Annotated in this window: 13 protein-coding genes; 5 read left to right on the plus strand and 8 right to left on the minus strand. The window is 67.2% G+C overall.

The window, feature by feature from the left end; translation table 11 throughout:
* Positions 1–15: 15 nt before the first annotated feature.
* The gene (gene ddlA, locus K5K93_RS11770; protein ID WP_222387971.1) at positions 16–1,113 is read left to right on the plus strand and encodes a D-alanine--D-alanine ligase; all 1,098 of its coding nucleotides are present in this window, start codon (positions 16–18) and stop codon (positions 1,111–1,113) included.
* An 85-nt stretch (positions 1,114–1,198) separates the two neighbouring features.
* On the opposite strand, the gene K5K93_RS11775 is transcribed toward ddlA, so the two are convergent.
* From K5K93_RS11775 to oleC, 3 genes are all read right to left on the minus strand, one after another.
* Positions 1,199–1,354 carry a DUF1328 domain-containing protein gene (locus K5K93_RS11775; protein WP_025875842.1) on the minus strand — a complete coding sequence of 52 codons (156 nt, stop codon included), beginning with the start codon at positions 1,352–1,354 and terminating at the stop codon, positions 1,199–1,201.
* Between the two features lie 121 nt (positions 1,355–1,475).
* A complete protein-coding gene (oleD, locus tag K5K93_RS11780; RefSeq protein ID WP_025875844.1) occupies positions 1,476–2,462 on the minus strand; it encodes a 2-alkyl-3-oxoalkanoate reductase in 987 nt (328 codons plus the stop codon).
* Positions 2,459–4,117, minus strand: a complete 1,659-nt coding sequence (gene oleC, locus K5K93_RS11785; protein WP_222387972.1) for an olefin beta-lactone synthetase — start codon at positions 4,115–4,117, stop codon at positions 2,459–2,461. Before oleC ends, oleD begins: the two co-directional genes overlap by 4 nt.
* Positions 4,118–4,219: 102 nt before the next feature.
* Between oleC and K5K93_RS11790 the strand changes: the two genes are divergently transcribed.
* A complete protein-coding gene (locus K5K93_RS11790) occupies positions 4,220–4,645 on the plus strand; it encodes a YkgJ family cysteine cluster protein (RefSeq protein WP_025875849.1) in 426 nt (141 codons plus the stop codon).
* A gap of 117 nt (positions 4,646–4,762) precedes the next feature.
* Here the strand turns inward: K5K93_RS11790 and K5K93_RS11795 are convergent, their stop codons facing one another.
* The 4 genes from K5K93_RS11795 to K5K93_RS11810 all read right to left on the minus strand — a co-directional run bounded on the left by K5K93_RS11795 (position 4,763) and on the right by K5K93_RS11810 (position 10,259).
* Positions 4,763–5,653, minus strand: coding sequence for an alpha/beta fold hydrolase (locus tag K5K93_RS11795; RefSeq protein ID WP_222387973.1), 891 nt, complete (start codon positions 5,651–5,653; stop codon positions 4,763–4,765).
* Positions 5,654–5,777: 124 nt separating this feature from the next.
* On the minus strand, positions 5,778–6,794 hold the full coding sequence (locus tag K5K93_RS11800) for a 3-oxoacyl-ACP synthase III (protein ID WP_093820830.1): 1,017 nt from the start codon (positions 6,792–6,794) through the stop codon (positions 5,778–5,780).
* A 102-nt stretch (positions 6,795–6,896) separates the two neighbouring features.
* Positions 6,897–7,214: a DUF4156 domain-containing protein gene (locus K5K93_RS11805; RefSeq protein ID WP_025875855.1), complete on the minus strand. Its 318-nt coding sequence runs from the start codon at positions 7,212–7,214 to the stop codon at positions 6,897–6,899.
* Between the two features lie 195 nt (positions 7,215–7,409).
* On the minus strand, positions 7,410–10,259 hold the full coding sequence (locus tag K5K93_RS11810) for a pitrilysin family protein (RefSeq protein ID WP_222391054.1): 2,850 nt from the start codon (positions 10,257–10,259) through the stop codon (positions 7,410–7,412).
* Between the two features lie 405 nt (positions 10,260–10,664).
* Between K5K93_RS11810 and K5K93_RS11815 the strand changes: the two genes are divergently transcribed.
* Both K5K93_RS11815 and K5K93_RS11820 read left to right on the plus strand, forming a co-directional pair.
* Positions 10,665–11,141, plus strand: coding sequence for a hypothetical protein (locus K5K93_RS11815; protein WP_222387974.1), 477 nt, complete (start codon positions 10,665–10,667; stop codon positions 11,139–11,141).
* 70 nt (positions 11,142–11,211) lie between these two features.
* Positions 11,212–11,691 (plus strand): tRNA (cytidine(34)-2'-O)-methyltransferase, encoded by a 480-nt coding sequence (locus K5K93_RS11820; protein WP_032978095.1) that lies wholly within the window; start codon positions 11,212–11,214, stop codon positions 11,689–11,691.
* Positions 11,692–11,993: 302 nt separating this feature from the next.
* Here the strand turns inward: K5K93_RS11820 and K5K93_RS11825 are convergent, their stop codons facing one another.
* A complete protein-coding gene (locus tag K5K93_RS11825; protein ID WP_093820839.1) occupies positions 11,994–13,157 on the minus strand; it encodes an acyl-CoA dehydrogenase family protein in 1,164 nt (387 codons plus the stop codon).
* 307 nt (positions 13,158–13,464) lie between these two features.
* Between K5K93_RS11825 and K5K93_RS11830 the strand changes: the two genes are divergently transcribed.
* Positions 13,465–15,141 (plus strand): electron transfer flavoprotein-ubiquinone oxidoreductase, encoded by a 1,677-nt coding sequence (locus tag K5K93_RS11830; protein WP_222387975.1) that lies wholly within the window; start codon positions 13,465–13,467, stop codon positions 15,139–15,141.
* Positions 15,142–15,161 lie beyond the last annotated feature (20 nt).

A 15,161-nucleotide genomic window follows, 5' to 3' on the forward strand; every position in this document is an offset into this window, starting at 1 on the left:
GGACATCGCATTTCCATGGCACGGACACGGGTTGGCATCATCTTCGGTGGCAGGTCTTCCGAACACGAAGTTTCGCTGCAGTCGGCGAAGAACATTCTCGACGCACTCGACCGCGAGCGCTTCGAACCGGTGTTGATCGGCATCGACAAGCAGGGCCAGTGGCACCTGAGCCAGCCGGACACCTTCCTGCTCAATGCCGAGGACCCGGCGCGCATCGCCCTGCATCCCTCCGGCACCGCGCTGGCGGTTCTGCCCGGCACCGAGCAGGCTCAGCTGCAGCCGACCGATGCGGGCAGCGCGCTGGGGCAGATCGATGTGGTGCTGCCCATCGTGCACGGCCCGCTGGGCGAGGACGGTGCGCTGCAGGGCCTGCTGCGCATGGCCAACCTGCCCTTCGTCGGCTCGCCGATACTGGGTTCGGCGGTAGCCATGGACAAGGATGTAACCAAGCGCCTGCTGCGCGATGCCGGCCTGCAGGTGGCGCCGTGGGTCTGCATCCGCCGCCATGAAGCCGATACGATCGATGTCGATGCCCTGATCGCGGCACTCGGCCTGCCGCTGTTCGTGAAGCCGGCCAACCAGGGCTCATCGGTGGGCGTGAGCAAGGTCAAGGACGCCGACGGTTTCGCCGAGGCATTGCAGACTGCGCTGCGCTACGACCACAAGGTTCTGGTGGAATCGGCCGTGGTCGGCCGCGAGATCGAATGCGCGGTGCTCGGCAACGAGCGGCCGCAGGCCAGCATCTGTGGCGAGGTGGTGCTGCACGACGAGTTCTACGCCTACGACACCAAGTACATCAACGAAGATGGCGCCGACGTGGTGGTGCCGGCCGCGATCGACGCGGCGACGCAGGCGCGTATCCAGGACATCGCGCTTCAGGCGTATCAGGTGCTGGAATGCGCCGGCATGGCGCGCGTGGATGTGTTCCTGACCGCGGATGGCCGGATCGTCATCAACGAGGTCAACACGCTGCCCGGCTTCACCCGCATCAGCATGTATCCGAAGCTGTGGGGCGCCAGTGGCGTGGACTACACGGCGCTGATCACGCGCCTGATCGAACTGGCGATGGAACGGCACGACGCCGATCGCCGATTGCACAGCGCGGTGCGCTGACCGCGCTTCGGCAGTACCGGCCGCCGGTCGGCAACCCCGGGTAATCGAGGTTGCCGGCCAGCGGCCGGCACGACTGTTCAAGCGGTCATGTGCGCTTGCGGAACATCGAGATCACAGCCAGCACCAGGAACACCACGAACAGGATCCAGGCGATGTTGCTGGCGGCACCGGCGATGCCGGAGAAACCGAGCACGGCGGCGATGATGGCGATGACAAAGAAGATGACGGCGTAATGCAGCATGGTGCTCCTCGCAGGTGGTCGGCCGTGGGTGGCGTTGTGTCCATCCTGCGCATCTGCCGGTGTGCAACCGGTGATGGCGATCTCTGCGCGTAATGAAGGCTTCAGCGCGGTGATGCCGCCGTCATGATGCGGCCTTCAGTCGTCGCAGCCCTTCTTCGATGCTGACCTGCGGCACGTAGCCGAAATCGCGGCGCGCCGGCTCCATGCTGTACCAGTGCGGCGTGCACAGCTGCTCGGCCAGGAAGCGCGTCAGCGGCGGCTCGCCACGCAGGCGCAGCAGCGGCCACAGCCGCTCGCAGATCGCGCCGATCCGATACGCCGTCTTGAAGCTGATCGCCTTGTCCACGGTTGGAGCGCCAACCGCCTGCAGCAGCTTGTTGACCAGCTCGCGCATCGGCAGCGGCTCGCCATTGGAAATGAAGTACGCCTTGCCGGCGCACGCAGCGCCCGGTGCCAGCGCCTCGAAGGCGAGGAAATGGGCCAGCGCGGCGTTGTCGATGTACGTGGTATCGACCTTGTTGTTGCCGTCGCCCACCAGGCGCAAACGGCCAGCGCGTGCACGATCGGCCAGGCGTGGCACCAGCTGCTGGTCGCCCGGGCCCCAGATCAACCGCGGACGCAACGCCACGGTTGCCAGGGTCGCGTCATTGGCCGCCAGCACGCGCTGTTCGGCAATCGCCTTGGTCGCCGCGTACGGCGCCTGGAAATCCTCGCCATACGGCACTTCGTCCGCACCCAGGCCTTCCACCGGGTGCGTGGCGCGGTGGGTCACGCTGGGCGTGGAGGTGTAGACCAGCCTGCCGATGCCATGCGCGCGGCAGGCGGCGATGACGTTGTCGGTGCCGACCACGTTGGCCTGGTGGTAGCTGTCATAGCTGCCCCACGCGCCCGCCTTGGCACCGTTGTGGAACACCGCATCGACGCCGGCCACCGCATGCAGCACCGCCTGCGGATCAGCCAGGTCACCGCGGATCTGGCCCACGCCCAGCGCCTGCAGTTGCGGGTAGTGGCTGCGGTTGAATGCCAGCACCTGGTGGCCACGTTCGACCAGGCCACGGCACAGCGCCTGGCCAAGGAAACCACCACCACCGGTGACCAGGATCTTCATGCGCGCTTCTCCAGTTCGGCGCGGGCCCAGACGGCGAGCTTCTCGCGGCCGATCTTGGCGTTGTGACGGATATCGACGGGGAACGCCGGATGCATCAGCACGTGGTCCAGCTTCATCTCGGGCAGACGCGCAGCGGCCGTGGCATGCAGCGCCTCGCGCAGAGCAGGGCTGTCGGACTGGCCACGCTGCAGCTCCACGCACAGCACCGGCACCTGCGCACCGGCCGCGCCGACGCCCACCAGCGCCGTGCGTGCCACGCCGGGTACGGTGTTGAACACCGGCTCGACCTGTTCGGTGTACAGCGGTCCGTGGGCGGTTTCCACGCGATGGGTCTTGCGGCCACAGAACCACAGCCGTCCCTGCGCATCGAAGTAGCCGACATCGCCCATGCGATGCACGATGCGGACGCTGCCATCGGACAGGGTTTCGCTGATCTTCGCCGCCGCCGTCGCCTGCGGACGGTTGAAATAACTGTCGGTGGCGGTCGGTCCGGCCACGGTGATCTCACCGATCTCGCCCACGGCCAGTACGCGCGCCTGCGACCAGTCCGGCAGCGGCGCATCATCGATGGCGATGATGCGCACCTCGTTCGGTGCAACCACGCTGCCGACGCAGGTGCCAGCACCGGCCTCGGTGGCCGCGCGCGTACGCTCCAGCTCGCGACCCTCGACCACCGCCACCGGCAGGCACTCGGTGGCGCCATACGGTGTCCAGAACTGGGCATCGGCCGGCAGCAGGCTGCGGATGGTAGCGACAACGTCCGGCGGCACCGGCGCACCGGCCGAGGTCACCCGGGTCACCGTCGGCAACGGCCGCCCGTGCCGCGCCAGCACCCGCATCAGCGCGGGCGAGCCGAACAGCTGGGTCACGCCAAAACGCTGGATGGCGTCATGCAGGCGCGCCGGGTCGGCCTGGGCCGGCCGGGTCGGGTCCATGTCCGGAATCACCGAGGTCAGGCCCAGTGCCGGATCGAACAGCGCAAACGGCGGGAAGGTCGGCAGGTCCACCCCACCCGCCTCCATGCCGAAGGCGCTGCCCAGCAGCTCGATCTGGCCGACGAAGTGGCGGTGGCGGTAGACCACGCCCTTGGGCACGCCGGTGGAGCCGCTGGTGAACAGGATCGCCGCCGTGTCCTCGCCATCGGTGTCGGCCAGCATCGGGCCGCTGTTGGCGCCGGCAAGCTCCAGCGCGGCCAGCGTGGTACCACCCCAGCCCAGGCGGCGGCCGACCGTGACCAGACGGGTCGCCGAAGGCGCCCAGCGCAGCGCCAGCCGCGCCACGTGGGCCAGCGGGATGCCGATGAAGGCCTGTGGCCGTGCCTCGTCCAGGCATTGTTTCAGCGCGCGCTTGTCGATGCCCGGATCGACCAGCACCGGCACCGCGCCCAGCTTGAACAGGGCGAACATCAACAGGAAGAACTCCGGCGACGGCCGCACCATCACCACCGTGCGCACCCCGCGGCCGATGCCGTAACCGGCCAGGCCGGCCGCCATCGCATCGCTGCGGGCGTCCAGCTGACGGTAGTCCAGGGTCACGTCGTAGGCGGCCATGCCGTTGCCGGCGCCGCGGCGCCCGGGGCAGCGGATGGCGATCTGGTCGGGGCGTTCACGCGCCAGCTCGGGCAGCCGCGCGGCGATGTTGCAGGATCGGTTCATCCGTTCATTGTCGCCGCTTACGGAATTTCTTGCGCGGCGGCCGCCAGCGTGGAAAATCCGCATCCTCGTCCCTTTCCCGATGCCGCCCGAGGCGGCTTGCCCATGCAACATCCCTGCATGACCTGCGGCGCCTGCTGCACCCAGTACCGCGTGGCCTTCCACTGGATGGAATCGGACGAGGTCACCCCCGGCGGCGTGCCACACCAGCTCACCGAGGTGCTCGACCCGCACCGCCTGTGCATGCGCGGCACCCATTCCAAGCCGGTGCGCTGCGTGGCTCTGGACGCGCAGATCGGCGTCTATTCGCGCTGCACGATCCACCCCAACCGCCCCAGCGTGTGCCGCGAGGTGGATGCATCGTGGGAATACGGCAAGGCCAGCCCGCAGTGCGACAAGGCCCGCATCGCCTATGGGCTGGATCCGCTGACCCTGGCCGACTGGCGCTGGCGCGACGGTGCGGACAACGACGACGACCACCCGGACGACAACGGCAACAGCCCCTCGCCACAGGCGCCGATCGCGGCATGACATGCGTGCCGACCAACGGTCGGCACCCACCCATCCCTTCCCCGGGCGTGCCGACCAACGGTCGGCACCCACCCGTTCACTCTCCCGGTGGGTGCCGACCGTTGGTCGGCACACTCTTCAGATCGGGTTCTTGTCCAGGAACGCCCGGATCTCCGGCACCAGCACTTCATGCTTGTCTTCCAGCACGTAGTGGCCGGCATCCTCGAAGGCATGCACCTGCGCCTTCGGCAACGCTGCCTGGAAGCCCTTCAGGAAGTGGTGGTCGAACACGAAATCACGCAGGCCCCAGCCGAGGAAGGCCGGACGATCGGCGAACGACGGCAGCGCCTTGCCGGCGCGCTCCAGCAATGACCACGCCTTGTCGGCCGGCGACAGCGGAATATCCTGCATGAAGCGGATGGTGCTGATGCGGTTGGCGTAGCTGTTGTACGGCGACACGTAGGCGCGGCGCACATCGGCCGGCATCTTCCGCTCCACGCCCAGCCACGACGCACCGGAGGAGAACGCATTGAAGGTGCGGATGATCCACTCGCCGATCTTCCAGTGCCGGCCCAGCGCGATCTGCCACGGCATCTTCTTGGCCGCCGGCATCGGGAACGCGGCGGTGTTGAGCACCACCAGGCGCTTGACCTGGTCGTGGTGCGACAGCGCCCAGCCGAAGCCGATCATGCCGCCCCAGTCGTGCACGGCCAGCGTCACCGGGCCGGTGATGCCCAGATGCTTCAGCAGCGCATCCAGATCATCCACCCGCGACTGCAGCGTGTACGCGTAGCGGCTGTCGTCGGGCTTGTCCGACAGGCCCATGCCGATATGGTCGGGCACGATGCAGCGGTACCTGTCCGACAGGCCGGCCACCAGCGTGCGCCAGTAATAGCTCCACGACGGGTTGCCGTGCACCATCACCACCACTTCGCCGTCGCGCGGGCCTTCGTCGAGATAGTTCATCGACAGGCCGGGGCGGACCTCGAAACGCTGCGGGTGGGTGGGGTAACCGGGAAGCTGGGACATCGGATCGCACCTGAAGAAAGGGCCGGTAGAACCGGCCCTTGGACACTTGGAAACATCATCGCTGTCCGTCGCGAGCGGTTGGCTGGCAGGTGCGGACGGCGCGCAGCAGGTCAACGGTGACTTTTTACCAGACCACTTCGGCCATCGAGCAGTTCAGGCCCGAGCCGATGCCCAGAAGCGCGATGCGGTCGCCCTTCTTCAGCTTGCCCAGCTGCTTGAGCTTGCTCAGCACGATCGGCACCGAGGCCGGACCGATGTTGCCGTGCTCGCCGAAGATGGTCATGACCTTCTTCGGGTCGATGCCGAAATTCTTGATGAACGCCGCGGTGTGCGGCTGGCTGACCTGGTGGATGACGAACTGGTCCAGCTCTTCCACGGCCCAGCCCAGCGCGATCTTGGCGGCGGTGAAGGTCTTCTGGGCCAGCTTGATGCCCTCGATCAGCAGCATGCGGGTGTCGGTGACCATGCGGTCCAGGTTGCCCAGGCACAGCTGGTTCCACTCGGTGGCCGAGCGGGTCACACCACCCTTGTAGCGCGGCGCGTCGGGCACCAGCTCCGAACGGGCCATCACCATCGCGGCTGCACCGGAACCGGTGGTCAGCGCCGCCAGTTCGTTGCGGAAGTCGTCGGCGGTGACGTCCGGCGCGGTCATCCGCTCCAGGGTCTTTTCGTACACCAGGTTGGCGGTCTCGCCATCCACCACCAGCGCATAGTCGATCTCTCCGCGCTCAAGCATGCGCGCAGCGATGTCCATGCCGTTGATGAAGGCCAGGCAGGCATTGGCGACGTCGAAGGTCATGCACTCGTCGCTGACACCGAGGTTGCCGGACACGATGGAAGCGGTGGACGGCTCCAGGTAGTCACGGCTGACCGAGGTGTTGACCAGCAGGCCCACCTGCGTCGCATCGATGCCTGCGTCTTCCAGCGCCTTGCGGCCAGCCATGGTGGCCGCATCGGACGCCAGGACACCGTTGTCCCACAGGCGGCGCGCGTGGATGCCGGCGATGTCGCCGAGGACGTCGGTACGGATACCAAGGCGATCCAGGGTCGGCTGCAGGCGTTCGTTGATTTCCTTGGTCGTCAGCGTGTGCGGCGCATCAACGTGAGCCAGGCCGGCAATCGAGACATTCTTGAAGAGCATCGAGGTTAGCGCCAAGGCTCAGGCAAAGGGGGCGCTATTCTATAACCCCCCGGGCCTTCACCGCATCTTTACGAATTCAGCCTTGGCCGTATGGTGAAGGATTCAGCGCGGCGGGCACTGGAAGGCGGCGAAGCGCTGGCTGCCATCGGCAGGGGCCGCAGCAGCCTGCACGGCATTGGCGCCGGTGGTCGGGGCCTCGTTGCGGGCCAGGGTTTCCAGCTCTTCCTGCACGCGCAGCGGGTTGCGGTTGTAGAAGCCGACCTTGCTCTTCACGGTCACCACCACTTCGCCCTTGGAGATGCAGCCGGCCGGTACCGGGCCTGCCGGCAGCACGCGGGTCGCCTTGCCGGCCGGTTCGATCGGCACCCAGGTGCAGGCGGTGACGGTGAGCAACAGGGACGACAGCAGCAGAACGCGCATGGGCAGGATCCTGGAAGGGAATGTCAGGAGTGTGCCTGAACCGTCTGAATCAGGGATAGCCGAAGAAGGCTGCGGTGGCGCCGGGCCATGTCCAGCGGTTCTTCGAAGGCGTCCAGATGCCGCGCTGCGCGCTCGCCGGGCACGGCCCGGCGCTACCGGCAGGTGCCTGCCCGCCGGAGCGGGCAGGCACATCCCTTACTTCTTGACCGGGTTGCCTTCGGCATCGATCACGGTCACTTCGCCCAGGTTCAAGGCGCGCACGGCCGCTTCGGTCTGCTTGAGGTCACCCACCACCACCCAGGTCAGCGCCTGCGGCTTGATCTCCGCAGCCGCCTGCTGCACCTGTGCCGGGGTCATCGCTTCGATCTCGGCCTTGCGGCGCAGCACGTAGTCGTCCGGACGCTTGAACTGCACGATCGTGCCGATGGTCGAGGCCACCGCGCTGGCGGTCTCGTAGGCGCCGGGCAGGCTCAGCGTCTGGATGTTGCGGATGCGCGCCACTTCCGCGTCGGTCGCCGGCTTGCTGCCGTTGGCGAACTCGGCGATCTCCTTGCGCATTTCCGCCATGGCCGGGCCGGTCTTGTCGATCTGCACCGGTGCCATCGCCATCCACGGGCGCTGGCCCACGGTGTTGCTGGCGCTGGTGCGGGCGCCGTAGGACCAGTGCTTGTCCTCGCGCAGGTTCATGTTCAGGCGCGAAGTGAAGTCACCACCGATCACGCCGTTGGCGATGTCGAAGCGGGTCGAGCTGGCGTCGCTGGACGGCGGCACGACCTGGCCGGCGAACAGGTTGGCCTGCACCGCGCCCGGCTGGTCGATCAGGAACACGCGCGGGCTCTTCGGCAGCGCCACCGCAGTGGTGGCCTTGATCGTCGGCGCATCACCGGTGGCCTTCCAGTCGCCCAGCTGCTTGTCCAGCAGCGGCACGATCTCGGCCAGGGTGGTATCGCCAACCACGATCAGGGTGCCGTCCTGCGGGCGCAGCCAGTCGCGGTGGAAGTCGACCAGGTCCTCGCGGCCCAGGGTGCGGATCGCCGCCTCGTCACCGCTGCCGGTGAACGGGATCGCGTACGGGTGGCCCTTGCCGTACAGCAGCGGCGGCAGCACGCGCATGGCCACTGCGTTCGGGTTGACCTTCTCCTGCTGGATGCCTGCGATCCAGGTCGCCTTGACCCGGTCGATCTCGCTCTGCTCGAAGCGCGGCTCGCGCAGCAGATCGCGGTACAGGGCCAGCGATGGCACCAGGTTCTCCTTCAGGGCCGACATGTCGACGGTCACCGAATCCAGGCCGGCACCGGCGTCCAGGCTGGCACCCAGCGCATCGGCTGCATCGGCGAAGGCCAGCGAGCCGAGCTTGCCGGCGCCTTCGGTCATCAGGTTCATGGTGAAGTTGGCGGTGCCCGGCTTACGGCCCTGGTCGGCGGTGAAGCCACCCGGGAACTGGTAGCTGAACTGCACCACCGGAATCTCGTGGCGCTCGGCCAGCACCACCTGGGTGCCGTTCTTCAGCGTGGCGCGCTGCAGGGCCGGGAACTTCAGCTGCGGGAACTCGCGGGTCTGCGGCACGCCTGCCTTGCGGTCCACCTGCTCGGGCAGGGTGCTGTACCGGCTGTCGACCGCCGGCACGGTGAACGGCTTCGGCGCCTGCGTGGGATCTTCCTTCAGCGCCACGCGTTCACCCGGCTCGACCACCAGGGTGTGGCTGCCCTTGTCCAGCCACTGCGCGCCCAGGCGCTTGAGGTCGGCAGCGGTGGCCTTGTCGATGTTGGCCAGCGAGGTGCGGAAGCAGCCCGGGTCGCCGGTGTAGACCGTGCACTCGGCCAGCGCATCGGCCTTGCCACCGAAGCCACCGATGCGCTCGATGCCGCGGATGAACGCCGCGCGCGAGCCGGTCTTGGCGCGTGCCAGTTCTTCGGCGGTCGGGCCCTCCTTGAGCAGGCGCTCGATTTCCTCATCGATGATCTTTTCGACCTTGGCCGGATCCTGGCCCTGCTTCACCGTGGCCATCACCATGAAGTTGGAACCCAGCTGCGAGGCGTAGGCGCCGGCGCTGATGTTGTCCACCAGCTTGTCCTGGTGCTGCAGGCGCTGGCTCAGGCGCGAAGACTTGGCGCCGCCGAGCACATAGGCCAGCAGCTGCAGCTGGTCGACGTCGGTGGTGCCGACCTGCGCCACGTTCCAGGCGCGGTAGATGCGTGCCTGCGGCACCTTGTCGGTCATCACCTCGCGGGTGTCGGCCGGCCGCTTGGCCACGTCCACCTTCGGCTGCGCCATGGTCGGGCCGGCCGGGATGCTGCCGAAGTACCTGGCGGCTTTTTCCTTGGCGGTGGCCAGATCAATGTCACCGGCCAGCACCAGTACCGCGTTGTTCGGGCCGTACCAGGTGCGGAACCAGGTCTTGACGTCGTCCAGCGAGGCGGCGTTGAGATCGTTCATCGAGCCGATCACGCTGTGGTGGTACGGGTGGCCCACCGGATACAGCGCGCGGTTGAGCTGTTCCCACACCTGGCCATAGGGCTGGTTTTCGCCCTGGCGCTTCTCGTTCTGCACCACGCCACGCTGTTCGTCGAGCGCAGCCTGGTCGATCGCACCCACCAGATGGCCCATGCGGTCCGATTCCATCCACAAGGCCATGTCCAGCGCGGTGGTCGGCACGTTCTCGAAATAGTTGGTGCGGTCGGTATTGGTGGTGCCGTTCTGGCCGGTCGCACCCACCTGCTTGAAGGGTTCGAAGTACTCGCCGTCGTGGTTCTCGCTGCTCTGGAACATCAGGTGTTCAAACAGATGCGCGAAGCCGGTGCGACCGGCGGGCTCGTCCTTGCTGCCGACGTGGTACCAGATGTTGACCGCAACGATCGGTGCCTTGCGATCGGTATGCACCACCACGCGAAGGCCGTTGGGCAGGGTGAACTGCTCGAACGGGATATCGACCTTGCTGGTCGCGGCCGGCTTGGCCGCCAGCGCGTAGGTCGGCGCGAGCGTGCCGAGGGCAGTACTGAGGGCAACAGCGAGCAGCGCGGCGCGCGGGCGCAGGGTGAGCGACATATCCAGGTCCTTGGTCACGAAGGTGAATCCCGATCCTAGCGCGGGCGTGCAGCCACCGGTATCGGCCACCAGTCACTGGGGGTGATCGGCCCCCTCGGCCTTCGTGATTGGCCGTTCCCGGGTCACGAACGGCGCTGATTCACGTCCGGACAGTGTCCGCAGCCCCCCGAATGGACAGGTGTCCGCCCTGCGGACACTTTCGGAGAGCCATAAAACCCTTATAGATCAACGACTAAAAGTTGGCACGGGGATTGCTTTGTACTTCCTGCGCCAGGAAGGGCTTCAGACAAAAGCTGACTGAAGACTGAACAACAGCAGGAAATCGAAAATTCTGCTTGCATCCCCAGAACTGGTGTTCTACCTTACTACCACACCACTGCTCACCAACACTAAACAGGCCCCGTCATGAACGCCAAGACCATTGCCATCGCCATCGCCCTGATCGCCGGCACCGCGGTTGTTTCGTCGGTGCAGGCCTCCGAATCCATCAAGACCCTGTCCACCGTGCAGGTCCGCCCGGCCGCCGACCAGCTGGTCCAGCAGGCCTGGGAACAGGCCAGCGGCATCCCGACCCTGGCCACTGTCGAAGTGCGCCCCAGCGTCGACCAGCTGGCCGAGCGCGACGGCTTCGTCGCCAGCCCGGTCGCCGCCGCGCTGCCGATCACCACCCTGGCCTCGGTTGAAGTGCGCCCGAGCCTGGAGCAGCGTGTCGCCCTGGCTGCCGAGCAGGAAGCCCAGCGCTACGCCGCCACCCTGGCAGCGGCCGCCACCAGCGTCGCCAACCAGGTGATCGTCAACCTGCCGGCCCTGCAGGTGCGTCCGAGCGCCGCCCAGCTGCAGGCCTTCGCTGCCGAAACCGCCCAGGTCCTGCTGCGCCCGTAAGCGACGTCCGCCCTGCCCCGCGCGGGGCGTGCGTCGTAAAGGCGGCCGCCGTCGCAGGTACACTGCGCCGATGAATGCCGCGCCCCAGTTCCACGTGATCCTGTTCCAACCGGAAATCCCGCCCAACACCGGCAATGTGATCCGGCTCTGCGCCAACACCGGCGCGCAGCTGCACCTGGTCGAGCCGCTCGGCTTCGCACTGGAAGACAAGCAGCTCAAGCGCGCCGGCCTGGACTACCACGAGTACTCGCGCCTGCAGGTGCATCCGGACCTGGACACTGCGCTGGCGCGGATCGCACCGAAGCGGTTGTTCGCCCTGAGTACGCGTGCCAGCGTCCGCTATGACAGCGTGGCGTTCGACGACGGTGATGCATTCCTGTTCGGCCCGGAAAGTCGTGGCCTGCCGCAGGACGTACTGGATGCCCTGCCCGATGGTCGCCGGCTGCGCCTGCCGATGCGGCCGGACAACCGTAGCCTCAACCTGTCCAACACCGTTGCGGTGGTGATGTACGAGGCGTGGCGCCAGCATGGGTTTGCCGGCGGGGCGTAACGCCACGCGTCTCTCTTCCGCCTGATTGCTGTGGCGGGCGCATGCGTTCATGGGCGTTACTTTTCTTTCCGCGCGGAAAGAAAAGTAACCAAAAGAAACGCGCCGCCATCCGCGAGCCGGTGCTGCGCACCGGTACCCTGCGCTCCTCGGCCCGCCGGGGGACGGCGCGGAACTCGCTGCGCTCAGACACCCGCGCCTCTTCGCCCCCGCCGGACCTGCGGTCCTCGGCTCGCTTCAAGACGGACCCAACAGCCGCTCAGTAGATCCACGCCATGCGTGGATGGCTGTGTTCCCCGCCCCGCTCAGAACGCGTTGATGCCGGTCAGTTCGCGGCCGATCACCAGCTGGTGCACGGTCTCGGTGCCTTCATAGGTGATCACCGATTCCAGGTTCAGCGCATGGCGGATCGCCACGTGCTCGGTGGTGATACCGGCCCCACCCAGCAGATCGCGACACTCGCGGGCGATGTCGATGGCCATGCGGCAGTTGTTCCACTTGGCCAGGCTGACCTGCTGCGGTTGCACCTGCCCGGCTTCCTTCAGTCGGCCCAGCTGCAACGCCAGCAGCTGCGCCATGGTGATGCGCCGGGCCATGTCGGCCAGCTTGATCTGCGCGCTCTGCGTGGCCGCCAGCGGACGGCCGAACAGCACGCGCTCCTTGGCATAGCCCAGCGCTTCATCCAGGCAGGCGATGGCCGAGCCGATCGGGCCCCAGCTGATGCCGAAACGCGCCTGGGTCAGGCAGCCCAGCGGCCCCTTCAGCCCCTTCACGTTCGGCAGGCGGTGGCTGTCGGGCACGCGTACGTCGTCGAAGAACAGCGCGCCGGTCAGCGACGCGCGCAGGCTCATCTTGTGCTTGATCTCCTGCGTGGTGAAGCCGGGCATGCCCTTCTCCAGCACGAAGCCCTGGATGCCGTCTTCGGTCTGTGCCCAGACGATGGCCAGGTCGGCCACCGGTCCGCTGGTGATCCACATCTTGCTGCCGTTGATGCGCCAGTCGCTGCCATCGCGCACCGCGCGGGTCTTCATGCTGGCCGGGTCGGAACCGCCATGTGCCTCGGTCAGGCCAAAGCAGCCGATCAATTCGCCGCGGGCCATCGCCGGCAGCCATTGCCGCCGCTGTTCTTCGCTGCCGTAGGCAAAGATCGGGTACATGCACAGCGAGCTCTGCACCGACACGAAGCTGCGCAGGCCCGAATCGCCGCGCTCCAGCTCCTGGCAGATCAGCCCGTAACTGACCGCGCCAAGGTCGCCGCCGCCGTACTCGGCCGGCAGCGTGGCGCCGAGCAGCCCAAGCGCGGCGATCTCCGGCACCAGTTCCGACGGGAACCGTGCCTGGTCGAAGGCATCACCGATGATCGGCAGCACGCGCTCGTTGGTGAAGCGGGCCACGCTCTCCTGTACCGCGCGCTCTTCCTCGCTGAGCAGGGAACGGACATCGAACAGGTCGTACGGATCCAAAGCCATGGCACTCACACGCAGTCGGGACTGCCGCCATTGTCGGCCATCCGGGCGGCGTTGGTGTGCGGGTAGAGGCCGACCCTGGTCGGCGCTGGTGTTTCCGCTCACGCCAACCAAGCTTGGCACCTGCCAGACCACGCGCATTACGCTGCATTGCAGCAATTGCGATGTGAACATCGGCGATCTAGCTCGATCACGCCCGTCCCGGTACCCTGACACATTCAAACAACCGTTTCGCCCGTGGCTGCACGCGCGATTCCCAGGCAACCGCCGGTGGCCCCGATGCCGGCACTACCCACGAGTCATGCAATCGATGAGTGCTGAAGCCAACGCCCTGCCCCCGCGTGAAGTCATGGAATTCGACGTGGTCGTCGTCGGTGCCGGCCCGGCCGGCCTGGCCACCGCGATCCGCCTGCGCCAACGTGCGATCGACGCCGGCCGCGAACTGTCGGTATGCGTGCTGGAGAAGGGCTCCGAACCCGGCGCGCACGTGCTGTCCGGCGCGGTGATGGACCCGCGCGCGCTGACCGAACTGTTCCCGGACTGGGCCGAGCGCGGCGCACCGCTGAAGCAGAAGGTCACCCGCGACGAGTTCCTGTTCCTCAGCGAGACCGGCGCGCGCACCACCCCGCACGCGCTGTTGCCCGAGTGCTTCCACAACGAAGGCAACTACATCATCAGCCTGGGCGAAGTCACCCGCTGGCTGGCGCAGCAGGCCGAGGCGCTGGAAGTGGCGATCTTCCCCGGCTTCGCCGCCGCCGAAGTGCTGTACGGCGATGACGGCGCGGTGATCGGCGTGGCTACCGGCGACATGGGCATCGAAAAGGACGGCACGATCGGTCCGGCCTTCGAACGCGGCATGGCCCTGCATGCGAAGTACACGGTGTTCGCCGAAGGCGCGCGCGGCCACCTCGGCCGCCAGCTGATCAGCCGTTTCAAGCTGGACGAAGGCAAGGATCCGCAGGCCTACGGCATCGGCATCAAGGAACTGTGGCAGATCGACCCGGCCAAGCATGAGCCGGGCCTGGTGGTGCACGCCGCCGGCTGGCCGCTGGATACCGACACCTACGGCGGTGCCTTCCTGTACCACGCCGACGGCGGCAAGGTCGCCATCGGCTACGTGGTCGGCCTGGACTACAAGAACCCCTGGCTGAGCCCGTTCGAGGAATTCCAGCGCTTCAAGACCCATCCGTCGATCCGCAGGCATCTGGAAGGCGGCACCCGCATCGGCTACGGCGCGCGTGCGATCACTGCAGGCGGCCTGATGTCGCTGCCCAGGACCGTGTTCCCCGGCGGTGCACTGGTCGGCTGCGAAGCCGGCTACCTCAACGTCAGCCGCATCAAGGGCAGCCACGCCGCGATCAAGACCGGCATGCTGTGCGCCGATGCCGCCTTCGACGCGCTGGTGGCCGATCGCCAGCACGATGAGCTCAGCGCCTACCCGGCCGCCTTTGAAACCAGCTGGCTGCACGACGAACTGAAGCTGTCCAAGAACTTCAAGCAGTGGTTCAAGAAGGGCCAGACCGTGGCCACGCTGATGACCGGCATCGAGCAGTGGCTGCTGCCGAAGCTGGGCGTGCGCAACCCGCCGTGGACCCTGCGCCACAGCATCCCGGACCACGCCTGCCTGGAGCCGGCATCCAAGCACGCGCGCATTGCCTATCCCAAGCCCGATGGCGTGCTGACCTTCGACCGCCTCAGCTCGGTGTTCCTCAGCAGCACCAACCACGACGAGAACCAGCCCAGCCACCTGACGCTGAAGGATGCGAGCATCCCGGTGAAGGTGAACCTGGCCGAGTACGCCGGTCCGGAAGCGCGCTACTGCCCGGCGGGCGTGTACGAGTTCGTCGGCGACGGCAACGATGCGCGGCTGCAGATCAACGCGCAGAACTGCGTGCACTGCAAGACCTGCGACATCAAGGATCCGACCCAGAACATCGTCTGGGTGACCCCGCAGGGCGGCGGCGGACCGAACTACTCCGGCATGTGACCGGCCATGGGGCTGCGACG

This window comes from Stenotrophomonas sp. DR822, from assembly GCF_019793815.1.
GTDB classification, from domain to species: domain Bacteria; phylum Pseudomonadota; class Gammaproteobacteria; order Xanthomonadales; family Xanthomonadaceae; genus Stenotrophomonas; species Stenotrophomonas indicatrix.